The sequence below is a fragment of the Clostridioides sp. ES-S-0005-03 genome, assembly GCF_020658455.1.
GTDB lineage: Bacteria > Bacillota > Clostridia > Peptostreptococcales > Peptostreptococcaceae > Clostridioides.
The window spans coordinates 1,347,585-1,371,913 of record NZ_JACVWI010000001.1; the positions used below are offsets into that span (position 1 = coordinate 1,347,585).

Annotated in this window: 18 protein-coding genes; 2 read left to right on the forward strand and 16 right to left on the reverse strand. The window is 27.5% G+C overall.

Going from position 1 to position 24,329, the window contains the following annotated elements; all coding sequences use genetic code 11:
• Window positions 1–558 precede the first annotated feature (558 nt).
• From IC218_RS06375 to aroD, 6 genes are all read right to left on the reverse strand, one after another.
• On the reverse strand, window positions 559–2,391 hold the full coding sequence (locus tag IC218_RS06375) for an ABC transporter ATP-binding protein (RefSeq protein ID WP_227434881.1): 1,833 nt from the start codon (window positions 2,389–2,391) through the stop codon (window positions 559–561).
• Window positions 2,384–4,630 carry an ABC transporter ATP-binding protein gene (locus IC218_RS06380; protein WP_227824047.1) on the reverse strand — a complete coding sequence of 749 codons (2,247 nt, stop codon included), beginning with the start codon at window positions 4,628–4,630 and terminating at the stop codon, window positions 2,384–2,386. The genes IC218_RS06375 and IC218_RS06380 overlap by 8 nt, the downstream gene beginning before the upstream one ends.
• A 67-nt stretch (window positions 4,631–4,697) precedes the next feature.
• On the reverse strand, window positions 4,698–5,159 hold the full coding sequence (locus IC218_RS06385; protein ID WP_227434883.1) for a MarR family winged helix-turn-helix transcriptional regulator: 462 nt from the start codon (window positions 5,157–5,159) through the stop codon (window positions 4,698–4,700).
• A 304-nt stretch (window positions 5,160–5,463) separates the two neighbouring features.
• Window positions 5,464–6,030 (reverse strand): beta-class carbonic anhydrase, encoded by a 567-nt coding sequence (locus IC218_RS06390; protein ID WP_227434884.1) that lies wholly within the window; start codon window positions 6,028–6,030, stop codon window positions 5,464–5,466.
• A 353-nt stretch (window positions 6,031–6,383) separates the two neighbouring features.
• Window positions 6,384–6,461, reverse strand: a complete 78-nt coding sequence (locus IC218_RS22175; RefSeq protein WP_227434955.1) for a GTP-binding protein — start codon at window positions 6,459–6,461, stop codon at window positions 6,384–6,386.
• A 20-nt stretch (window positions 6,462–6,481) separates the two neighbouring features.
• Entirely contained in the window at window positions 6,482–7,249 is a 768-nt protein-coding gene (aroD, locus tag IC218_RS06400; RefSeq protein ID WP_227434885.1) for a type I 3-dehydroquinate dehydratase, read from the reverse strand.
• A 309-nt stretch (window positions 7,250–7,558) separates the two neighbouring features.
• Here aroD and IC218_RS06405 point away from each other — a divergent pair, with 309 nt between their 5' ends.
• On the forward strand, window positions 7,559–8,467 hold the full coding sequence (locus tag IC218_RS06405; protein ID WP_227434891.1) for a LysR family transcriptional regulator: 909 nt from the start codon (window positions 7,559–7,561) through the stop codon (window positions 8,465–8,467).
• Window positions 8,468–8,545: 78 nt separating this feature from the next.
• Here the strand turns inward: IC218_RS06405 and eis are convergent, their stop codons facing one another.
• Window positions 8,546–9,757 (reverse strand): enhanced intracellular survival protein Eis, encoded by a 1,212-nt coding sequence (gene eis / locus IC218_RS06410; protein ID WP_227434892.1) that lies wholly within the window; start codon window positions 9,755–9,757, stop codon window positions 8,546–8,548.
• 416 nt (window positions 9,758–10,173) lie between these two features.
• Here eis and IC218_RS06415 point away from each other — a divergent pair, with 416 nt between their 5' ends.
• The gene (locus IC218_RS06415) at window positions 10,174–10,806 is read left to right on the forward strand and encodes a CatB-related O-acetyltransferase (protein ID WP_227434894.1); all 633 of its coding nucleotides are present in this window, start codon (window positions 10,174–10,176) and stop codon (window positions 10,804–10,806) included.
• A 225-nt stretch (window positions 10,807–11,031) separates the two neighbouring features.
• On the opposite strand, the gene IC218_RS06420 is transcribed toward IC218_RS06415, so the two are convergent.
• From IC218_RS06420 to IC218_RS06460, 9 genes are all read right to left on the reverse strand, one after another.
• Window positions 11,032–13,032 (reverse strand): FAD-dependent oxidoreductase, encoded by a 2,001-nt coding sequence (locus IC218_RS06420; protein WP_227434896.1) that lies wholly within the window; start codon window positions 13,030–13,032, stop codon window positions 11,032–11,034.
• 261 nt (window positions 13,033–13,293) lie between these two features.
• Complete coding sequence (locus IC218_RS06425) at window positions 13,294–14,163, reverse strand: radical SAM protein (RefSeq protein ID WP_227434897.1); 870 nt, start codon at window positions 14,161–14,163, stop codon at window positions 13,294–13,296.
• A 97-nt stretch (window positions 14,164–14,260) separates the two neighbouring features.
• Window positions 14,261–15,118 carry an alpha/beta hydrolase gene (locus IC218_RS06430; RefSeq protein WP_227434899.1) on the reverse strand — a complete coding sequence of 286 codons (858 nt, stop codon included), beginning with the start codon at window positions 15,116–15,118 and terminating at the stop codon, window positions 14,261–14,263.
• Window positions 15,119–15,348: 230 nt separating this feature from the next.
• The gene (locus IC218_RS06435) at window positions 15,349–17,367 is read right to left on the reverse strand and encodes an FUSC family protein (protein WP_227434900.1); all 2,019 of its coding nucleotides are present in this window, start codon (window positions 17,365–17,367) and stop codon (window positions 15,349–15,351) included.
• Window positions 17,368–17,630: 263 nt separating this feature from the next.
• Window positions 17,631–18,416 carry a formate/nitrite transporter family protein gene (locus IC218_RS06440; protein WP_227434902.1) on the reverse strand — a complete coding sequence of 262 codons (786 nt, stop codon included), beginning with the start codon at window positions 18,414–18,416 and terminating at the stop codon, window positions 17,631–17,633.
• Between the two features lie 56 nt (window positions 18,417–18,472).
• Window positions 18,473–19,444, reverse strand: coding sequence for a sulfite reductase subunit C (gene asrC, locus IC218_RS06445; RefSeq protein WP_227434903.1), 972 nt, complete (start codon window positions 19,442–19,444; stop codon window positions 18,473–18,475).
• Window positions 19,445–19,456: 12 nt separating this feature from the next.
• Window positions 19,457–20,248: an anaerobic sulfite reductase subunit AsrB gene (gene asrB / locus IC218_RS06450; RefSeq protein WP_227434905.1), complete on the reverse strand. Its 792-nt coding sequence runs from the start codon at window positions 20,246–20,248 to the stop codon at window positions 19,457–19,459.
• Window positions 20,249–21,256 (reverse strand): anaerobic sulfite reductase subunit AsrA, encoded by a 1,008-nt coding sequence (asrA, locus tag IC218_RS06455; RefSeq protein ID WP_227434906.1) that lies wholly within the window; start codon window positions 21,254–21,256, stop codon window positions 20,249–20,251. It lies immediately after the preceding gene.
• Window positions 21,257–21,428: 172 nt separating this feature from the next.
• Window positions 21,429–24,305: an EAL domain-containing protein gene (locus IC218_RS06460; protein ID WP_227434908.1), complete on the reverse strand. Its 2,877-nt coding sequence runs from the start codon at window positions 24,303–24,305 to the stop codon at window positions 21,429–21,431.
• Between the last annotated feature and the right edge of the window lie 24 nt (window positions 24,306–24,329).

Sequence of the window (24,329 nt, forward strand, 5' to 3'; positions counted from 1 at the left end):
ATCCTTAAATGATACTTCTAATTTAATATTATAATAACCATAATCGTGCGTTATTTTCTTAATCTTATATAAAAAATCACTTTAAAACACCTCTCCTCAATTATATTATGTAGTTTTTTCAATAAAAAAACTCCTTATAAATCTAAGTAATACAAAACAATCTACTTACATTATAAGAAGGATTAAAATTCTAAATATATATTAAAAATATGTCAATTTAATTGACTCATATGTGATTATTATATTATATTTAACCCAATTCTTAAATTTAAGTAGTTTTTTACACAACTAATAAAAGTAACTAAAGTAGATAACTTTACATAATTGTTAACTATTAAAATTAAATTTTATTATTAATAAAATTTAAAGAATACGATTAAATATACATTTTGATAATCACCTCCAACATTTTCCTTATTATATATTATAACAAAATACATAACTTTGTAAATACATAAAAAAATAGATAAGATTATATCTTACAAAATATAATCTTATCTACATAGTTTATTCTATATTTCTCTTACAACGATACTCATATTTTAAAGTAAATTCTTACTACATTGCTTCATCTTCTTCAAATTGAGAATTGTAAAGATTAGCATAGAATCCACCTTTCTTTAGAAGTTCCTCATGGTTTCCTTGTTCAACTATATCTCCTTCATTCATAACAAGAATCATGTCAGCATCACGTATAGTTGATAATCTATGTGCTATAACAAAGCTTGTTCTACCTTCCATAAGATTATCCATAGCTTTTTGAATTAATACTTCTGTTCTAGTATCAACAGAACTTGTAGCTTCATCCAATATTAAGATTTTAGGGTCTGCTAAAATGGCACGAGCTATAGTCAATAATTGTTTTTGACCTTGAGAAACATTGCTTGCTTCTTCATTTAATTTCATGTTGTATCCATCTGGCAATGTTTTGATAAATCTATGAACATGTGCAGATTTAGCTGCTTCTATAACTTCTTCATCTGTAGCATTTAGTTTACCATATCTTATATTTTCCATAATTGAGCCACTAAATAACCATGTATCTTGAAGAACCATACCAAACATTTCTCTAAGCTCACTACGATTGAAATCTTTAATATTATGACCATCAATTAGTATTGAACCACTATTAACATCATAAAATCTCATTAAAAGCTTAACTATAGTAGTTTTACCTGCTCCTGTAGGTCCAACAATAGCAACTTTTTGACCAGGTTTAACATTTACTGAGAAATCATTTATTATAGTCTTATTTGAATTATATCCAAAATTAACATTTTCAAAATCAATCTTACCTTCTAAACCATCTATTGAAACTGCATTTTCAACAACTTGGTCTTCTTCTTCCTCTTCTAAAAACTCAAATACTCTTTCAGAAGCTGCTGCTGTTGACTGTAGTAAGTTAGCAACCTGTGCAATCTGAGTCATTGGTTGTGTAAAGTTTCTTACATATTGTATAAATGACTGTATATCTCCAACCTCAATTGTTTTCTTAATTGCAAGCCAACCTCCTAAGATTGATACCATTACATATCCTAAGTTTCCAATAAACATCATAAGTGGTTGCATTATCCCAGATAAAAATTGAGATTTCCATGCTGAATTATACAAACTATCATTTAATTTATCAAATTCATTAATTGCTTCTTCTTCACGATTAAATGCTTTTACTATTGTTTGACCACTATAAGTTTCCTCAACTTGACCATTTACATTCCCTAAATATTCTTGTTGGGATCTAAAGTATTTTTGTGATTTCTTTACTATTCTTGAAATTACAAACATTGATATTGGTAATATTAAAATTGCCACTAATGTCATAATACCACTTATAGATAACATCATTATCAAAACACCTATCATAGTTGTTACTGATGTTATAAGTTGTGTCATACTTTGATTTAAACTTTGGTTTAGAGTATCTATATCATTTGTAATTCTTGATAGTATTTCACCATGTGTTTTAGTGTCAAAATACTTCATTGGCAATCTATCCAATTTTACTGAAATCTCTTGTCTTAAATTATAAGATACTTTTTGAGAAATTCCACTCATTATGAATCCTTGTATAAAAGAGAATAGTGCACTTACCAAGTAAAGGCAAAGTAATAAGGCTAAAATTTTTCCAATTGCGTCAAAATCTATACCTACATTGCCTCCAGAGACTTTGCTCACTAATCCTTCAAATATCTTTGTAGTCGCCTTACCTAAAATTTTTGGACCTACTATAGAAAACGATGCACTACCAATAGCAAATACAATTACCAAAATTATTGATATTTTAAATTTAGATAAGTATGCAATTAGTTTTCGCATGGTTCCTTTAAAGTCATTTGCTTTTTGTCCTGCTCCTATAGATTTTCCCATAGGACCTTTTCCCATTCTACTCATTAGCTAGCTCCTCCTTTGAAAGTTGTGATAAAGCTATTTGCTCATAAACTTCGCAATTTTTTAGAAGCTCTTTATGTGTTCCTATTCCAACTATTTTTCCTTCATTTAAAACAACTATTTGTTCTGCATGCAAGATGGTACTAATTCTTTGTGCAACTATTAATACTGTACTTTCAGCAGTTTTTGATTTTAAAGCTTTACGAAGAGCTGCATCAGTTTTTAAGTCAAGAGCCGAAAAACTGTCATCAAATATATAAACTTCTGGATTTTTTGCTATTGCTCTTGCAATAGAAAGTCTTTGTTTTTGACCTCCAGAGACATTTGTTCCACCTTGAGAAATTTCAGTTTTAAAAGCTTCTGGTTTAGAATCAATGAATTCTGTAGCTTGAGCTATTTCAGCTGCAGCTCTCATTTCTTCATCTGTTGCGTCTTTTCTGCCATATTTCAAGTTGGATTCTATGGTACCAGAGAACAATACTCCTTTTTGAGGTACATATCCAATTTTTTCTCTTAAATCATGTTGAGCAACATCTTTTATATTAACTCCACCAAGTAATATTTCTCCCTCAGTAACATCAAAGAAACGAGGAATTAAATTTATAAGAGTCGACTTACCACTACCAGTACTTCCTATAAATGCAGTTGTTTCTCCTGGTTTTGCTGTAAAGGATATATCTGTCAATATAGCTTCTTCTGCATCTGGATACATGAATGAAACATTTTTAAATTCAACAAGACCTTTTTTATCTTCTTTAAATTCTTGTACTTTTGATTTTTCTGGGTCTTTGATACTTATATCTGATACCAACACTTCATCTATACGTGTAGCTGAAACAGATGCTCTTGGAAGCATAATAGATATCATTGATATCATCAAGAATGACATTATTATCTGCATTGTATATTGTATAAATGCCATCATATCTCCAACTTGCATTGCTCCAGAATCAACACTATATGCACCTCTCCAAACTATAAGAACTGTAATAAGGTTCATTATAAGCATCATAGCAGGCATCATACATGTCATAACTCTATTTACAAAAAGATTTGTTTTAGTTAAATTTTTATTTGCTTCATCGAATCTTTTTTCTTCATGTTTTTCAGTACTAAAAGCTCTTATAACTGGAATACCTGTAATTATCTCACGGCTTACTAAGTTTAACTTATCGACAAGCTTTTGAACCAATTTAAACTTAGGCATAACAACTGAGAATAATACAATTATTAAAGATAAAATGGCTACTACTGCAACTGCTATAATCCAAGCCATTGAAGTATTAGTATTTAAAACTTTTATTATTCCACCTATAGCCATTATTGGAGCATAAAAAACTATTCTAAGTAGCATAACCATCAACATTTGTATCTGTTGAATATCATTTGTACTACGAGTGATTAATGATGCTGTAGAAAACTCATTCATTTCACTATTTGAAAATGACATAACTTTTCTAAAAACTCCACTTCTTAAATTTCTTCCTACGCTTGCTGCTACTCTTGCTGCTAAAAATCCAACTGTAATTGTAGCTATCATACTAATCATAGCTATACCAAGCATTTTTGCACCAGTAAGTAATATATAATTATTTTGCATATTTTCTGTATCAATACCTATGTTTTCATATTCTGCTTTTACATATGATACTGAACTTTGTGTTATCATACTTTCTGGCATACTTTCAAAGCTTTTGCTCATCTCTTTAGTTAATTTGTCTAATTGTTCTGTTGGCATCATTGATAACACTTTAAATATATCAACTTCTTCACCTTGAGTCCCTTGTGTAGGAAGTTGACTCATTATCTGAGATTTCATTGCTTTTACTTCCTTACTGTCCCCCTCAAGCCCTGATACAATTAAAATAGATTTACCAAAAATAGTATTTAACTCATCTATAGTATCCTTGTTTTTAGTATTTAACTCATAAAGAGATTCGTCTTTTAAATTTGGATACTTCTCTTTATACTTGCTGTAATCTTCCTTATTCAATAAAGTATAATTGTCTAATATTTTATCCTTATTATCTTTATCCATAAACAAAGTAATCTTATCTAATTCACTTTTTCTAATTATAGATGGAACAGAGTTTTCTACTCCACCTTGCTGTATCCCTATATTTACTATATTAGATGTATATTTTGGTAAAGAAAGGTCACATACTGCTTGAACTACCAATAAGCATACTATTATTACTATTGATAAGGCTGACTTCTTTAAATATTTAATTAATTTAAACATACACTTCTTCCCTTCTGTAATATTAATTAGTCTGATAGCATTAAATTGAAAAACATTGTTTTAAACTTTAGAAATATTTTTCATGCTCATGTTTATGACATCCTGCTTTTAAATTGTCTCTAACTTGCATTAGAAGTCTTCTAAGTACTATTTTTTCTTCTTCACTAAATCCTAAAAAGATTTCTCTTTCTAATTCTTTGTTAAATTCCTCAACTTTCTTACATACTTCTAGGCCTTTATCTGTTAAAAAAATTCTAGAAATTCTTTGGTCTTTTTCATCTTGTTTTCTTTCTACAAGCCCAGTTTTTTCCATTCTTTTTATCATAACTGTCGTTGTAGATGCTTTTACTTTTCTTTTATCTGCTAATTCTTTTTGACTTTGACCATTTTTCATCCTAAGAGAAAAAAGTATTTGTGGCTGACCCTGGTACAAGCCTAATTTATCAAAATAAAAATGAGTTCTTATAAAATATATTCGCATCAATTGCAAGAAAACATCATTTAATTTTTCTTCAGAATTGCTATTCATACTTACCCTCCTTATTTTTATATTACTTAGTCGGCTAATGATTATTTTACTATAACAGCTATCTTTTTTCAATATATTTATAAAAAATTCATATAAATTTCATTTATTAAATATTTTTCTATTGATTAGTTATGATTTTAATAGTTAATAATAAGTTTTTTAATTAGCTAACTACTTATATTTTTCATTAAAACCTTAAGATAAACCTTTTCATAAATTTATCAATTAAAAAAGGTTGTCTCAAAATAAATTTTGAAACAACCTCTTATTTAATAATATATTACTTATATACTATAACAATATATTATTTATCCTCATATCCATTTACAACAACATCTATTTTTCCAGTTTCTGGCGATATAATCAACCCATGCACAACAATTCCCTCTGGAATTAAAGGATGATTTTTTATTAAATTAATACTATCTTTTACAGAATCCTCTGCTGAATCAAATCCATGTAACCATTGTTTTGTATCAATTCCTGCACTACGAAGTGTAAGTATTACATCATTTGATATTCCTCTATCTAAGATTTTATTTAGTAATTTATCCGTATCCACATTGCACATACCACATCCATGATGTCCTACAACCATAACTTCATCCACATCAAATTCATAAATTGCAACTAAAATACTTCTCATAATACTTCCAAATGGATGCATTATAGTAGCACCTGCATTTTTTATCAGTTTAACATCTCCATTTTTAAGATTCATGGCTTTAGGTAAAAGTTCAGTTAATCTTGTATCCATACATGATAGGACTACTATTTTTTTATTTGGATGTTTTGAGGTTGCATACTGTTCATATTCTTTATTTTTTACAAATGATTTATTGTACTCTAATATCTCTTCAAGTCTTCGCATATGTAATCTCACTCTCTATAAAAATTTTTTATATTATTATATCACTATTGGACTACAATATATACATATATAATTTAATTTATATTTATCATCTATTTTTATAAAATTATTATTTTTCCATAATTTCACATATTAGTTATATTAGTAAAGACTCTTATAATAATCTTTTAATAATCAAAATTAGAATTATATATTTTTGTTATTTAATTAAATAATTCTTTTAAAACTTTATTACCTAAATTTAATCCTATTATAGCTACTTTTCCATCCTTAACTCCGCTATATTTAAAAACATTAGTTTTGCCAGAAGAATAGCTAAATTCTAAATATACATCAGATGAATTTACAAAACCTTATGCCTTTAATATTTTTTTAATGAGTGTAGTTTTTCCTACTCCTAAAAAACCTGAAACAACATCAACCTTTATCATATATACTCAAGTCTTTTAAACTAATTAATACTTTTATGTAATATACGTAGTATTGAATTTAGTTCTTCAACTGACATTTGACCTGGTGCAGAAACCTTTTTAACTGCTCCAAAAGTCAATGCTGAGCCAAATATTTCCCCACACAAACGACTTATAACTCCCATTCCTGCCATAGACATAGTTATTATTGGTCTATCTGCATAAACTTGAACCATTTCATTTGTAGCTGTAAGCAACACTAGAACATCTCTTTCATTTTTTGGCATAACAGCTATTTTAGGTAAGTCTGCTCCTAGTTTTTGCATTTTGCATAAACGAGATATAATCTCTTCTTTTTTGGGAGTTTTATTAAAATCATGATTCGACATGACTACTTTCACTTCTTTTTCATGAGCAAACTCGACTATTTCATTTACAATTTCATCTCCCATAAATAGCTCTACATCTATTAAGTCTATTAATCCTGTATTAGAGATTTCCTTATTTAAAATAGTATAATAATCTTTTGATATTAATTTTTGTCCACCTTCTTTTATACTTCTAAATGTAAATAATAGAGGTGTATCTGGTATATATTTTCTTAATTCATTAATAACTTCTTTAACTTGTTGAATATTTTCTACATTCTCAAAGAAATCAACACGCCATTCTACAACATCCAAACAAATTTCCTTTAAGTCATTAACTTCTTCAATAATTTCTTCTTTAGTTTTTCCAACTATTGGTACACAGATTTTAGGTATACCTTCTCCTATTCTAATATTTTTTACTTGTACTATATTATTCATATTTCTCCTCCACACATATAGAAGTTTTATCAGATTTTATATTCTTTACATCACAATATTATTATATCGTAAAAATACTATAAGTCATAACAATACTAATTCTACAGTAGTACTTCAACTTCATTTTATATACTTACATTTAATTTTTTTACACTCTTTCTTGTAATTTCATTATATTACTTAATTATTATTAATAAAATACATATTATTCTTAATATTGATAGAATTAATCTATGAATTATGGTATAATATGGTATAATTTTGTAGAAATAACCCGAATTTTATTTCTTATGAAGGGATTGAATATCAATGAACCTAAATCATTTGCATTACTTTAGAGTTTTAGCCAAAGTTGAGCACTATACAAAAGCAGCTACACAATTGTCTATAACTCAACCAAGCTTAAGTCATGCTATATCTGCTCTTGAAAAAGAACTGGGAACTTTTTTATTTGAAAAACAAGGTAGAAATGTTCGCTTAACTAAATATGGTAAATTTTTTTTAACTTATGTTGATAAAGCATTGAGTGAATTAGAAAGAGGAGAAAAAAAGCTTAGAGAATATACAAGTATATCAAAAGGTGTCATAGACTTAGGATTTATTTATACATTGGGAGCTTACTTCATTCCAGATATACTTGGTAAGTTTTTAGAAAAAGAGTCAAATAAAAATATTTCATTTTCATTTGGTCAAGGTACTACTAAAAAGATTATCCAAAGTTTAAAAGATGAAAAATTCGATTTAGCATTTTGCTCTTTTGTTCCAAATGAACCCAACATAGATTTTACAGCTATACTTCAGGAAGAATTGGTTGTAATAGTGCCATATAACCATCCTTTAGCCTCAAATGAAAGTGTAGACTTAAAGGATACAAAGGATTATCCTTTTATATTCTTTAGTGAAGATAGTGGAGTTAGACCAATTATTGATAAGCTCTTTGAAAAAGTTGATGTAAAACCACAAATTGTATGTGAAACAGAAGAAGATACAGCTGTCGCAGGTTTAGTTTCTATTAACTATGGTATAGCAGTTGTTCCAAATATTTTTGCTCTTAAATATTTTAATGTAAAGGTTTTATCAATAACAAATCCTATACATGAAAGGTACATATATTTAGCTACAATGAAAAATAAATATTTAACTCCTGCTGTTAATAGTTTTAGAAACTTTGTTATTAATTACAGTAAAAACAATAATCTAATTGATAAAATGGAATAAGAACAAGTTAAAAAGGGATTGTTTCAGAGTAAATACTCTGTACAATCCCAGACACATTTTAAAATTTATTAAAGTTTATTAGAAATAATCTGAGAAATATGGATTTTCACGTTCAATAAGATTTTCTAATAAATCTACTATTTCTTTATCACAAGTAATTCTTTTTATTCTATGAAGATAAGTTGGTCTTTTGTAACTAAGCAACATAGTTGTAAGTGTTTGTATATCAAGCTTCAAATCATACTTATCACCACCAGAGGTTAGTATACCTTTACCTTCTTTAGAAACACTTAGTGTAAATACTCCTGTATTCCAATCTAATAAAGGGTCTTTTAATTGAAATACTAACTTTACTTCATTTTCTTGTTCTTTAAATGGATACTGATTTATAAATTGTTCTATATCAACAATTCTACCCATAAAGTATGGTTTTATATTTTCTTCTATGTCTCCATCTTCAAGTAAAAATGCCAATGGTTCATCTGTATATGTATTTCCAACCACTTTATTTATCATTGAAAAGTGAGCACTTATAAAATTCCATAATCCTGTACGTGCCTCTTCTTCTACAAATACCATTTCTTTAATATAGAATATTTCATCAGAAATCCAATATAACACATAACCTTGTGCTTCATGGTTTTTATCATAATAAATTGCACATGTTAAGTCATCTAAATCCCAACGCCAGTATTCTTCCCATGCCAACTCACTTCTAATCATAGATGCATGGCTCTTTTTAGAAAATCGTTCATAAACATTTCTGACATCTTCGTGTTCTATACTTACACGCTCAACTTCTCCTGATACCGCTTTAGGTTTTGGCAACTGAGTATCTTTAATTTCAAAAGATATCTTATCTGATATTATTTCCCATCCCTTACGGCGATAATATGGAATTGAGTATGGAAATAAATAAGATATAGATTGTTTTCTTTTTCTCATATCTGTTAATGCTTGTCGCATCAATTTATCCATAAGACCTAAATTAGAATATTCAGGATATGTTCCAACACCAGTAAGACCACCCATATCGTATTCTTGACCAAATATATTGATTTTAAATGGATAAACAGCTATTTGAGATACTAGTTTATCCTCATCAAACCAACCAAATACATCTGCTTGTCTTAATACAGGTAGTTTAGCAAGAGTTATTTCTCTTTCCTCCCAACCTACTTGTTGTAAATCATGGTTTGTCACTTGAAATACATAACGTAACAATTGATTGAATTGTTGCAAATGCTTAGTTTCTACTTTCTTCATTTCGAGTCTCTCTAGTCGACTCATAATAAAACCTCCTAAAAATAAATACATATAAATACTATCTATTTATATAATATAGATAATAAATTTACATAAATACTACATAAATATTTATATAAACATAATTTTATCATACCCAATATATTCTAGTCAAATCACTGTTGAAAATTAAAGTTTAATTCAATAATAGCATTATTTAACTTAATAAAAAATGATTTATATTTAGTATATCTTAAATACTTGTAATTTTTTATCACTTTGATATAATCAAATAAATAGACAATTGTAATAAAATACAATTTAGTTAAAAATATTTTATTTAAAATAAAATAATAAACTATAAATAAATAAGTAATATATAAGGAGTGATTCTGTGAAGAGATGCATTGTAATAATGGGATAGTCAGGAAAACAACATAATATAAAGGAGAGATTTAAACATGACTATTCCAAATTCAGATAAAATATATCCAAGAAGTAATGATTATCAAACTATATATCTTAAAAATGTGATTACAAGAGACAATATAAAAGTTGGAGACTATACAATATATAACGACTTTTATAATGACCCAAGGGATTTTGAAAAAAATAATGTACTATATCAATATCCTATAAACAATGATAAATTAATAATCGGAAAATTTTGTTCAATTGCATGTAATGTAAAGTTTTTAATGACTAGTGGAAACCACACTATGAAATCACTCTCTACTTATACATTTCCAATCTTTTATGAAGAATGGGATTTAGACATAAATCATATAACAGATGCTTGGGATAATAAGGGTGATATTGTAATTGGAAATGATGTATGGATAGGCTATGATGCTGTAATTATGCCAGGTGTAAAAATTGGTGATGGAGCAATTATTGGAACAAGAGCTGTAGTTACTAATAATGTCCCTCCATATTCTATTGTTGGAGGAATACCTGCAAAAATTATAAAGAAAAGATTTAATGATGATATAATTTCAAAATTATTAAAAATTAAGTGGTGGGATTGGTCATATGAAAAAATCCAATCAAGTATTCAACACATTCAATCAGGAGCTATTGATAGATTAGTTTAATATTTTATGACTAATTTATCTTAAAACGAGATTTAGGGGAAATCTTTTTAGGAATTCCCTTAAATCTACTATATTGCCAATAGTCTTACTTGATATAATTAAAATTAAAAATAGTACTAAGGTTATAAAACAAAGATAAATTAACTTTTCTAAAATTACTTTACTTTTATTATTTATTCTCTACAAGAGATTCGACTTTTCTAAAATCATCTCTATTATTTATTATCATAAAAGATTTAACTTTTCTAAAGTTGTTATTATATTTCTTCCTTCTCTAACTCCATCGATTATTCTTCGAGCTATTTTACTATCTCCTATATTTAGAACTTCCACATTTTTAGCTTCAAAATATTTCTTTAAATTATTCAAAATTGGATTATTAGATTTCATTCCTAAACATATAAATCCATAATCAAAATTTAGTAAGAACTCTTCTTCATTCTTCTTAACTTTAAAATTATCATCCTCAACTTCCAATAATGCTGTATTTGTATAAACATCAACATTGTAATCTTTTAACATCTTCATCATTGTCACCTTTGTTATAGGGTCTAAATCTTTGCCCACAACTGGTAACATCTCAACTATAGACGTTTTAGCCTTATTTTCTGAGAAAAATTCTACAACATCTAATCCAACAGCTCCACCACCCACAACTACTACTTTCTTATTTTCTAAGTCTTTTGTTTTAAAATATTCTATATCATTAAATAGCTTAAATATTGAACTCACCTTTCCATTTTCTTGGTCTATCCTATCCATCAAACCAGTTATTGGTGGAAGTAATGGTTTTGAACCTGTAGCATTTATAATTATATCAGGTTTTAAATTTTCTATAAATTTAATATCGGCCTTTGTATTTTTAAAAACAATTAAATTTTTTAATTTATTAACTCTCTGTTTTAAATACTTTGGAAAATCATTTATTCTACTTTTATCCGGAAAAGTTGATATTGTCTCAGCAAGCCCTCCTATATCTGCTTTTTCTTCTAATAAAAATACATTACAGCCCACCTCTGCTGCTGTGGCTGCGGCTTCGAGACCCGCCGTTCCTCCACCTATAACAACCACATTTGTTGTCTTATTTACTTTTCTTTGTTTATATTCTTCTCCATTTATTAAGTCTGGATTTACTGTACATCTTATAGGTCTATTTGCTCCAATTCTATTACCTGCACATCCTATATTACATGAAATACACTTTCTTATCGAATCTTCTTTTCCATTTTCTACCTTTTCAGCCCAATTAGGGTCAGCTATAAGGCCTCTTCCCATACCTATAAAATCCGCTTCATTATTTTCAAGTATTTTTGATGCTATCTCTGGATTCCTTATATTTCCAGTTATTATTGTTGTTTTTCCAAATCTTTTTTTAACTGCTTTAGACATATATGAACGCCACCCATCTTCTAATGTCATTGTATCGATTTGAAATTGTATAGAATCATTTAATGCTGCTGATACATTATATATATCTACTTCTTCATTTAAATATTCAAGAAGCTTTAAAGTATCATCTAAAGTATTTCCTCCCTCTATAAATTCATCAGCACTTATCCTTAAAGATATAGGAAATAAGGCTCCTACTTCGTCTCTAACTTTATCAATTACTAGTTTTGCAAATCTCGCTCTATTTTCAAGACTTCCACCAAATTCATCTGTACGCTTATTGTAAATTGGGGATAAAAATTGACTTATTAGATATGAGTGTCCAGCGTGTATCTCTATAGCATCAAAACCAGCTATTTGAGCTCTTTTTGCTGCCTTTCCATATTTTTTAGCTATATCTAGTATTTCTGCTTTCTTTAATTCTCTTGGTATTGTTCCTCCATTTTTTGAGGGTATGTTCGAAGAAGATACTGGAGTTAATCCATTTATTCTATCTGGCATAGCTGAAGCACCTGAATGATTAATTTGTATAGCTACACATGCACCATGTTTATGTAGACTCTCAGTTAACTTATATAAAGCAGGTATGTATCTGTCATGGTCTATTCTTATTTGTGTAGTTCCATTAGAACCTAAAGGAAAATCTACACAAGCATTTTCTACAATTATAAGTCCAGTTCCACCTTTAGCTCTTTGTTCATAATATTTAATGTGTTCATCTTTAAATTCTCCACTTTCTCCACCAAAGTTTGTTCCCATTGGTGGCATAACTATTCTATTTTTTACATTCATCCTTTTTATAGTTAATGGTTCAAAGATATTTTGATATATTTTCATTTCTATTCCTCCACACGTTTTTATGTTTATAGTTTTTGTGTTTTAAATTTATGTCTCTATTATAATGCGTAGAAATCTATTAAACCAGTGCATATTTTCATCATTATTGATAGATTTTTTCTATAATTTTATGATTATGTTTCTTAACAAAAAAATCATGCTACATTAATAGTGATACACTATTAATGTAGCATGATTACTTAAACTCTAGATAATTTTAATATTTTACATCTACACATATATATTAAGAATAGCTAAATTTTACAGTCTTCTATACTCTTCTCTTTTTAATTTTAAGTTACTTAGATAATAATCTATCTCATCAATTAGACGTTGTTTATCCTCAGGTAATATTCCTTTTAAGTTAACATAATTTGAGGCATGATTACTTCTAAATACGACTTTTTCATTGGTATCTATATTTTTTATCATTTCTTTAATTTCTTGTAGCACAGCTTTATCTTCCAATACTGTAAATTCACCTGATTGAAGTAAATCGTAAAGTTCAGTATTAGGTTCTACCATTAAACTCAATACACCTACATAATCTGGTGAAATTGCTCCTAGCATTTTTCCTGTATCAACTCCATGTTGATTCGTTTTTTTAGTTCCTCCAAGACCTGCTATTACAGTAGCTGATAATTTAATACCATTTTGCTTAACTTTTCTACCAACTTTTATAAGTTGTTCACTATTAAATCCCTTTTTAATATCTTCTAATACCTCATCATTTCCACTCTCAAGCCCTAGATAAATCATCTTAACACCAAGTTTTTTTAACTCTTTAAGTTCATCATCAGTTTTTTTCTCTATAGACTTAGGAGAGCCATATAGAGTAATTCTTTCACACTCTGGAAAAACTTCTTTTATATACAATATTATATCTCTTAGTTTTTCCATTGGTATTATCAATGCGTCTCCATCTGCTAAAAATATTCTGTCTACATTTTTATAATGTCTTCTAAATATATCAATTTCATTTTTTATTACTTCTAATGGTTTTATTTTAAATTTCTTTGATTTGTACATACTACAAAATGTACATTTATTATGAGAACATCCTAGTGTAACTTGTATTATAAGACTATAAGCCTCACTTGGCGGTCTATAAAGTGGCATATCATATTCCATATTAAAATCCCCCTTTTAATCAACTCTTAATTTTATTATATTAATAATATTTACTTAAAATAATACTTTATATATATTATAAACTTCAAGCTTTTGTTTAAGATATATTATTTAAAAATTTAATAATACTATTTGCAGTAATCTTAAGCTGTTTTTCTTGACTTATAATAGCATCATTGTCTCCCTTTTGTTTTCCATAATCTCCAAATTGTGCATGATTTCCCCCTTCAATTTCAACATAAGTTGTATCATCAGGAAGTTTTTCTTTTGCTTCTATAAGATTTTTAAAATTAACTACTCCATCTTTACTTCCCCATATAGATATAACCTTTTTACCTAGCTGTTTTAGTTCATTGCCCATTGGATAGGAAGATAAAAACACAACTCCATCAATTAATTTATTGTCACGTGCAAAATTAGATGCAACAACTCCACCCAATGAGTGACCTCCTATTACCCAATGTTCTATATTATTGTAAGAATCCATAATTTTCTGTGCTTTATTAGTTCCAAGTATAGCTAGATTAAGTGGCATTTTTGCAATTACCACTTCATATCCACTTTCTGCTATTTTTCTTGCAAGTGGTGCATATGATTCAATTTCTACTTTAGCTCCTGGATAAAAAATTAGACCTTTAGAAACTTTTCTACCCTTCGGTGTAAATGAAATATTTTCATTTATGGTTACCTCAACTTTACTATTGCTAACTAATGCTTCTTTTGCTAGTTTTTGAGGTTCATATGTTTTGTTTATCCATATGAAAAAACTAAGCAGAATCAATACAAACAGTATCCCTATTCCCATGAATATTTTCTTTTTTATATTAAATTTTCTATTATCATTTTTATCATCTTCGTTTTCAACCTCATCATAAAGTAAAGGTCTTTCAAGTTCCATAGTTATACTAAATGTATCATATTTCTTATTGCGCTTTACCTTTACATCTTTACTCATAAATCTAACCCCCATAATATTTGAATACTATTATAGTTTATCCTAAGTAAATTGTTTTTTCAACCAATGAAAAAAATCAATATTTTAACCTTTTTCACACAAAATTCATAAATATATGGTTTTTGTTTTTAATATACTATTTTCTGTTAACATTGTATAAAAGAAAAAGTCATATACTTTATTTTAAAGCTATGACTTTTTATATAATTTAATTAGATTAGATTAGAAAACTATGCAACTTCTTGCACTAACATTTTACTGATATTACTTATTCTATACATTTCTTTTACACCATTTAATGTTTGAAGTAAATTTAGACAAATTATTTTATCACCTAAACTTACTGTACTTTCAATACTATCTAAAATTACACTTCTTCCTTCATCATATTTATCAGCATCATAATTTGAAATATAACTAGTATCTCTCAATATTCTTTCTACATCTTCATCTCTAATATTATTCTTTTTGACATTTATATATAAATTGTACATATTACTTATTAGTAATTGTTGATTTTCTAAGAAATCATCTTGATGTTCATCTTTGTATATAGTATTTATCAGCATAAGTCTATCTTCAATAAGTGATGGCACTAATAATAGATTCTTTATATAATGAACATTGGTTGAATTTTCAATAGATTTATTAACTTCATTAATTATATTTTTAACTATACCTTTATACACATCTATAACATGCTGATACCCCATTTTTGCATCATATGGTAAAACAAATTTATTTATTATTAATGCAATAATTGCACCTAATACTACATATGAAATTCTACTCATAGTTAAAACATTAGGGTCTCCCATAACTGCTGCCGAACCAAGGGCTGAAACAGTTACACACACTATCAGTTTTCTATAATCAACTACATATGAGTTTATGTATCCTGCTAAAAGTACTATTAATGACCTTAATGTATTATCTTTTATTATTGAAAATGAAACAATAAATATTACCGCTCCTACTAGTGTACCTTCTATTCTTTTTCTGGATTTCTGCAAACAGTTCTCTGCATAAGGTTGCGTTAATGAAAACACAGTTAACATTATCCATCTTCCATCTTTTAAGTGAAAATAATCCATAATAAAACCTGAGATTGCTGCAGCCAAAGCGATTTTTATTGCATAAGAAAATCTTATAGATTTTAAATTAAAATGTTGTTTATATATTGATATTCTTTTAAATTCACGTGGTATCTTTATTTTTCTTTCAACTCTTTTTTCCTCTTTTGATTTTACCTTTTTGTACTCTAATAAAAATTCATATAGATTTTCTAAAGCACTATAAATTTCTTTCAAATTTATATTTTTAGTATCTTGAGCGACAACATAATCTCTAAATCCAAGTATTTCTTTATCAGTTATCTTATCTTTATTTTCTAAGCACATCTTGATATAATTTACTTCTTTAGATACTACAACTAAAACATCTTCTTTACTATTTGTACTACTTTCTTTTAGCATATTTTTTATGTCTTCATCCTCAAATTCCTTAGTATCTATTTTATATCTATCTAAGATTAAACTTATTCTTTCTAATGAAAATAAGATATTTATTATATCCATTCCTTTAATACTAATAAAAAAATCATCTTTTCTATTATCAAATATAACCATTTTAAGACCTTTTGATATAGAATTTATTGTGTAATTACAACTATCTATTTTTCTCATATTAGACTTATTTACAGAATTATCACTGTTAATAATATTTTTTAAAAGATTTATTTTTTCCAACAACTCATCACATATAGATATTAATTCTTTGTCACCAATTTTTTTCATTCTATTTCTATTCATAACAAATTGAGCAATCATTATGACAAGTGAACCACTAGCTAAAGCCGATAATCTTATAGGAAATTCGCTTAATCCTACAGGTATACTTATCATAAATATATACATAAGACCAAAAGGTACATATACAGCCCTTTTCAAGTCATAACTAAATAAATATCCTATTATAAATAATGCTATAAAATTTAATAAAATTCCTAAATACATATTTTGTACTGCAAAAAACGATAATACTCCTAATGTTACGTTTATTATCAAGTATTTCAGTAAATTTTTAATTGGAGAAATAGTTAAATCCCTTTCCAAAAGCATTAGCATAGCTGTTACTATAGCCACACCTATAAGTGTATTTTTACTTCCAAATAAAGCTATAAATGCAGATATAAATGCTATTATAAAAATAAACAATTTAGTTTTTGATATTATTAATTTTTTTGTCATCAAATACCTCCTTAAAAATTTCAACAAAGTCAATTTTATCACACTTATTATCGTATTCAAAATCGTCTTTTCTACGTGAGGATTCTAATTTTTCTATTTATAATTCTAATTTTAATTCATATATTAACGAACTTTATAATCATATATAACATATATATTCATATGCCAGCATACGTTTTTTCTTTCAAATATTTTTTTAAAATTAAAAACAACGCTCTCAATAATACAATATTTGTACTTATTGAGGGCGTTGTAAGATTTATCTAGCAAACTTGTTTAATTTTTTCTTTACCTAGTATGTAAGTACCAAGTCCCATAAATAAAGCTCCTCCAACAATGTTTCCAAGTGTTACTGCTACTAAATTATAAATAGCTCCTCCAATACTAACTGTTTGAATTGTTGGAGAAAATAATGAAACACTATAGATTGTCATATTCGCTACACTATGTTCAAACCCTGTTGTTATGAAAGCAAATAAACATAGGAATATCATAATTATTTTTGCACTATCATTGTTAGTTCTAAATGAACATAAAACTGAGACACAAACTAAGATATTACACAAAACTCCTCTAAAGAAAAGAGACATAAATGGCATAGATGCCTTGGCTGCTGCTGTGTTTGCAAAAAATTCTGCTACAGGACCTTTATCTACTAAACCAGTTCCTACAAACATTATACCTAAAATTAAAGCTCCTATTAAATTTCCTACCCAACTGTATATCCATATTTTAGAAGTATCTTTTATACTTACCCCTTTATTTAGCATACCTACAGACATTACCATATTATTTCCAGTAAACAGCTCTGTTCCTGTCATTACAACTAAACTAAGTGCTACTGCAAACGATAACCCCATCATTATCTTTGTCATAGGAGAACCTGCATCTGTCAAAATCCCTCCAATAGTAAATATCAAAAGTATACCGATACCTACATAAAGTCCTGCAAAAGCAGAAGACACTAAATATTTTATCTTACTTGTATTTAATAAATTTATTTTATTTATAGCTGCGTTAGTTAATTTATCCAAAGTTTCTTTATGCATAATTCCCTCTTCCTTCTATTAAATTTATAATTTATTTAAATATATTTTTTTATTACTTATAGATATTTAACACCACTCCAGTATATATTTTCATGTACTTTAGTTATTTCTTCAAATTGTACACCTTCAAGTGCCCATTTTTTAAATTCCATGAATCCAGTCCTGTCAATTATATATCCTATATGCTCTTTCCCTCCTGGTGCATCTTTATCTATATATTGCTCTACATATTTGTAAGTATTAAGTATTATTTTTATTATGTTGTCTTCATCTGCCCATAAAAGAAAATCTTCTGCTAGTCTTGGATTTTTCTTACCTGTTCTACCCATTATAGCTAATCTATAGTATTTTTTTTCATCTCTAGTCCATGCATTTGTTGGGCAATTTAGTACACATTCTCCACAACCTATGCATTTATCTCCATCTCTTACTACTTTATTATTTTCTGTTTTTAATGCTCCAACAGATAGTTTTGAGCATTTTTTTACACACGCTCCACAATTCACACATCTATCTTTTTCATATAGTGGTAAGGTCATTCCTATAATTCCAAAGTCATTCATTCTAGCTTTTATACAGTCATTCGGACATCCAGTCAATGCCACTTTAAAATGTAAGTCATTTGGAAAAATTGCTTTTTCTATTTTTTTTGCAAATTCAGTTGTATTATACTGCGCTTTTGGACAGACTTTATTACCTATACATGCAGCTATGTTTCTCGTACCTGCTGCTGGATAACCTGCATTTTTCTCACTTTGATTTATATTCATCTTTTCAATAACAGGTTGTATGATATTATTTATTTCTTCCATATCTTCCATATCTATTCCTAAGATTTCAAATCCCTGTCTTGTAGTTATGTGTATCTGACCATTACCATATTCATTTGCAATCCTAGAAACTGTGATTAAACTTTCAGGGTCAATAAGACCTCCTGGCACTCTAACTCTTAAAGAAGTTTTATATTTTGTTTTTGTAATTCTATAAGCATTTTTCATTACTTTTTTAGTATTTAAATCTCTTATCACAAACTCCACCCCCTAATCAATAAGATTTTTAGCATATGAATAATCAAATACTGGTCCATCTAAACATATATAAGTATCATCCATCTTACAGTGTCCACATTTTCCTATTCCACAACACATTTTTCTTTCATAAGAAACCCAAATATTTTTTTCGTCTAAATCTCTTTTTAAAAACTCTCCTACTGTAAATTTCATCATCATTGGAGGTCCAACTACAATTGCAGAAGTATTATTTATATCTTTTATATCTAAATCTGGAATATATTTTGTTACTAATCCTACATTTCCACTATAACCCTCATCAGCTCCATCCACAGTAACTAAAATATCCAATTTTTCACTCCATCTTTTTAAGTCCTCTGCAAATAGAACATCTTTTGGTGATTTAAATCCAACTATTAATTTAAACTTTTCACACTTATCTTTATTATTATAAAAATATTCAACTATTCCTCTTACAGGAGCTAATGCACTTCCTCCTGCTACTACTACGATTTCTCTTCCTTCATATAAAGATACATCAAATCCATTTCCATAAGGTCCTCTTATAAAAAACGAATCTCCTTCTTTGTAATTGAATAATTCACTAGTAACTTTACCTACATTTCTTATTGTAAAATCAATATAATCTTCTCCATATCCTGATACTGATATTGGACTTTCACCATATTTAGGTATAGATATTTCATAGAATTTTCCAGGCAGAACCCCTTTTGTATCACAATTCACTTTGAATGTCCATTCTTTATCAGTATGTTTAACTATGTCTAGTATTTTTGCACTTACTGGTATATATGAGTTCATTTATATCTCCTCCTTACTAGTTACTAAATCATTTATTTTTTCTATACATTTTGAAAATGATATATATTGTGGACATGCATCATCACATCTTCCACATCCAACACACATGTTATATCCAAATCTTTTTTTGAAATCATTTATTTTATGCATAGTTTTAAATCTCATTCTTTCTCCTTGTTTTTTTCTGAAAGAATTTCCACCTGCTATGTCTGTATATCCATCTACTTGACATGAAGCCCAAACTCTTCTTCTTTCACCTACATTTTCATTTTCCTTATAAAAAATATCCTGCATTGTAAAGCATGAGCATGTTGGACATACAAAATTACATCTTCCACATCCAATACATCTTGTGTCATATTCATCCCATATTGGATTTCCTATTATCTCATTAGAATCAATATTTTCTGGTATATCTATAGAAATTAAATTTTCTGTTACATGACTAACATCAAATTCTGATGGCTCTCCATTAAATACTTCAAATTCATTGTCTTTTATGTCTAAGTACAATGTTTCTCCTTCTATATTCAATCCAAGTGAATAGTTATCAGTTTTATTAGAATCCATACTTACACAAAAACAATTTCTAAAACTCTCTTTACATCCTACAAGTGCAAATTTTATTTTTTCTCTAATATGTTTATAAAAATAATCTTTTTCTTCTCCATTATTTAAATATATTTCATCGAGTCTCTTTATTCCATTTATGTCACAAGCTCTTAGAAAAATTAAAATCTTTTTATTGTCTAAATCGCTTTCCTTAAATTCTTTTTCAGTAAAGTAAAATAAGACTTGATTAATAGGAAGCACTACTTCTTTTGGTGAAAAGTTTGATTTTTGAGCAAATTCCATTTCTTCAAAAGTATTTACTTCCTTGTATCTTATCATGTCCGTATCTGAAAAAGTACCTTTAAATGGCATTATGACTGGTGCAAATATTTTGTAGTCTTTTTTTAGGAAATTCAGACCTTCATTGAATTTGGATGAATCTAATTTTAATTTCATTTTTATCACCTTTCTTATATTTTAGTTTTGCTTACTTATTATCTTGTTTAAATCTTAACACTTTATTTTAGATACTTCTGTGATAATTATCACAGTTTTAAAAATAATAAAAAAAATATTACTAGAGTTTATTAAACTCTAGTAATATTTCTTTATTATTTATAACTTTAAATTAAAAATCTGTTCTTTTAAATACAAGCTTTTCAAATGATTCTATATCCATAGGTCTTGCAAAGTAAAATCCTTGTCCAATATTACAGCCTGCATTTTTTAATAAATTTAATTGACCTTCAGTTTCTATTCCTTCAGCTACAATTAGCATATCTAAATCCTTACCTAATGTAATTATATTCTTTATAACTTTTTCTCCACGTGTAGATGTAATTGTCTCATTTAAAAATTCTCTATCAATCTTCAATACATCAATTGGTAATTTTTTTAAAAGACTAAGTGAAGAATATCCACTTCCAAAATCATCCATAGATACAATAAATCCAATATCATGCAAATCATTTAAAATATCTAAAAGCATGCTTATATTTGACAAAAATAAACTTTCTGTTAACTCAAGTTCTATTAGATGCGCTGGTATATTATGCTTATTGATTAAAGATTTTAAACTAGTTACTATATTTCTATTATTTAAATGAATTCTTGATACATTTATAGAAATTGGTGGTGGCTTTATTCCATTTTTTATCCATTTTGACATTGTACTAAAGACATTATCCCAAACATACAAATCAAGTTTTTCTATAAATCCATTTTTCTCAAATAGTGGAATAAAATCATTAGGCGATATAGTTCCCTTAATTGGATGAATCCAACGAACAAGAGCCTCTGAACCTACAATCTCATCTGTTATAAGGTTAATTTTAGGTTGCAAATAAACTACAAACTCTTTATTTAAAAGTGCATTATCCATATTATTTTCAATTTCTTTTTCACGAAGTATAGAAAGCCTTATTTTATCATCATAAAAAGCAACTTTACTCTTATAATTGGTTTCTATTGTTTGACAAGCTATCTTAGCTCTATCAATCATTACATCAATATTTACATCATCTTTATCAATTAAATACGCTCCACATTTAAGTATTATATCTATTTTAAATGTATTTTCTTTATCACTATTCACAATCTCAAAAAAATCATTTGCTCTTTTTCTTAAATTTTCTATATTACTTTTTTTAGTCATTACAATAAATCTATCGTCTGATAATCTTGCATATATTTCATCCTTAAAAATACTTTCACCTATTTTTCTTGCTATATATTTTAAAATATTGTCTCCAAATTCAAAACCAAACATATCATTTATATATTTAAATTTATCTATGTTAATATAATATATAACAAAGTTATACGTTCCATATTTTTCAAAAAGCTTATTAGCATCAATTTTAAATTTCAATAGACTTCTTATACCTGTTACTTCATCAACATATGCTATCTTTTTTAATTTATTCATTTGTACCTTATAATTTACAATAAATATTCCAAAAACTATAAATATAATAAATAATATTATCAAAATAAATGCCATAATATTATGCTGTATAAAATCTAATAGAGTAACTGTATGCTCTAAGTACTTCGTACTGCCTGTAACTGCAATTGCAACCTCTTCTTCTGTAACTCTATTGATGGATTTATTGAGTATTGACAATAATGCAGGATTTGCTTTTTCAGAAACCCCTATTCCAATATCCACGACTTGATTTTTTATTGGCATAAACATAAGCCCATCAGATTCTTCAGTATTAATTATATTATTTAGGATATAGTTGCTTCCTATAAATACATCACTTTCTTCTTTCTTGACAGCTTCAATACATTTACTAGCATTTGGATAAAAACTTACTTCTTGATTTGGATAATATTCTTTTACGAATGATTCTATCCCTGTCCATTTAATCATTGCTACCTTAGTTTTTTCATCCATTCTAATATCATTTTTTGCCAAACCTAACATGGTAGTTTCAAGGTAGCCATCAGTAAATATAATATTATGCTCTAACTCAGTACTCCGTGACATAAACATATTTGCACAAATATCTACCTCACCATTTTCAACCATTTTTAAACCCTCTGAAAAATTATCTACCTTTATATACTCAAACTTTAAACCTGAGTTATTTGAAATTGATTTTAATATATCTATTGATATACCTTTGTAGGAATTTGTATTTTTATCAAAAAAAGATAGTGGTGACGTATCAGGACCTGATACAACTTTTATTACAGGATGTTTCTTTATATATTCTTTTTCCTCCAAAGTAAATACTTCTTTAGCTATTGCAGTACTCTTATAATGTTTATTAAATAAATTACCATCATAATATATATCTTCTCGCTTAATCTCATTTAATGCATAATTCAAACCATCTAGTATTTTTTTGTTTCCCTTAGTTGTTGCATAATAGATAGGCTCTGATGAAAAACGTAATACTACCTTTGTATTTGGTATATCTCTAATGCTTCCTGTAAGTATCATATCAATGGTTCCTTTTTCAAGTTCCTTTTGAAGTTCTTCTGCACCTTCTATGTACTTATATTTTACAGATATTTTATTTTTTTTACAGTATTCATCAAATACACTTTTAAAATGATTATCTGAAACTGTACCTACTACTTTTCCATCAATCTCTTTTAGATTATTATAAGATATTGTATTGTTTTTGGAGTTCACATACAATGCTCCATATTCATATCCAAAATTTAAATTTGTATAATCATAGTATTCTTCACGTTCTTCATCCTTTTGCAATGCTCCAAATATATCAATTTTTCCCTCTTTAAGCATTTCTAGACCTTGACTCCATCCACAAGGTATATATTCTAATTTCCAATTATTTATTTTAGCGATTTCATTCATATAATCATATGTATATCCATATAACTGACCATCTTTTGTAACAGAAATTCCATAACTAGGCCAATATCCAACCCTTACTTTTTCTTTCTCAGAAGTGGCTAAAACAAATGATGTATTTAATATAAGTAAAAAAATAACCATAGTAATAGTAAATCTATATTTTCCATTCATAATATGCCTCCATTTATAACTAAA

Coding starts and splice junctions, on each gene's coding strand:
- IC218_RS06430 (WP_227434899.1), bottom strand. CDS start 15,118: ATGAGTAAAGATGTAAAGGTAAAGCGCAATAAGAAATATGATACATTT.
- IC218_RS06460 (WP_227434908.1), bottom strand. CDS start 24,305: ATGAATGGAAAATATAGATTTACTATTACTATGGTTATTTTTTTACTT.
- asrB (WP_227434905.1), bottom strand. CDS start 20,248: ATGAACTCATATATACCAGTAAGTGCAAAAATACTAGACATAGTTAAA.
- IC218_RS06440 (WP_227434902.1), bottom strand. CDS start 18,416: ATGCATAAAGAAACTTTGGATAAATTAACTAACGCAGCTATAAATAAA.
- asrA (WP_227434906.1), bottom strand. CDS start 21,256: ATGAAATTAAAATTAGATTCATCCAAATTCAATGAAGGTCTGAATTTC.
- IC218_RS06435 (WP_227434900.1), bottom strand. CDS start 17,367: ATGACAAAAAAATTAATAATATCAAAAACTAAATTGTTTATTTTTATA.
- IC218_RS06425 (WP_227434897.1), bottom strand. CDS start 14,163: ATGGAATATGATATGCCACTTTATAGACCGCCAAGTGAGGCTTATAGT.
- eis (WP_227434892.1), bottom strand. CDS start 9,757: ATGAGTCGACTAGAGAGACTCGAAATGAAGAAAGTAGAAACTAAGCAT.
- IC218_RS06380 (WP_227824047.1), bottom strand. CDS start 4,630: ATGTTTAAATTAATTAAATATTTAAAGAAGTCAGCCTTATCAATAGTA.
- IC218_RS06405 (WP_227434891.1), top strand. CDS start 7,559: ATGAACCTAAATCATTTGCATTACTTTAGAGTTTTAGCCAAAGTTGAG.
- IC218_RS06420 (WP_227434896.1), bottom strand. CDS start 13,032: ATGAAAATATATCAAAATATCTTTGAACCATTAACTATAAAAAGGATG.
- IC218_RS06375 (WP_227434881.1), bottom strand. CDS start 2,391: ATGAGTAGAATGGGAAAAGGTCCTATGGGAAAATCTATAGGAGCAGGA.
- IC218_RS06390 (WP_227434884.1), bottom strand. CDS start 6,030: ATGCGAAGACTTGAAGAGATATTAGAGTACAATAAATCATTTGTAAAA.
- IC218_RS06385 (WP_227434883.1), bottom strand. CDS start 5,159: ATGAATAGCAATTCTGAAGAAAAATTAAATGATGTTTTCTTGCAATTG.
- aroD (WP_227434885.1), bottom strand. CDS start 7,249: ATGAATAATATAGTACAAGTAAAAAATATTAGAATAGGAGAAGGTATA.
- IC218_RS06415 (WP_227434894.1), top strand. CDS start 10,174: ATGACTATTCCAAATTCAGATAAAATATATCCAAGAAGTAATGATTAT.
- IC218_RS22175 (WP_227434955.1), bottom strand. CDS start 6,461: ATGATAAAGGTTGATGTTGTTTCAGGTTTTTTAGGAGTAGGAAAAACT.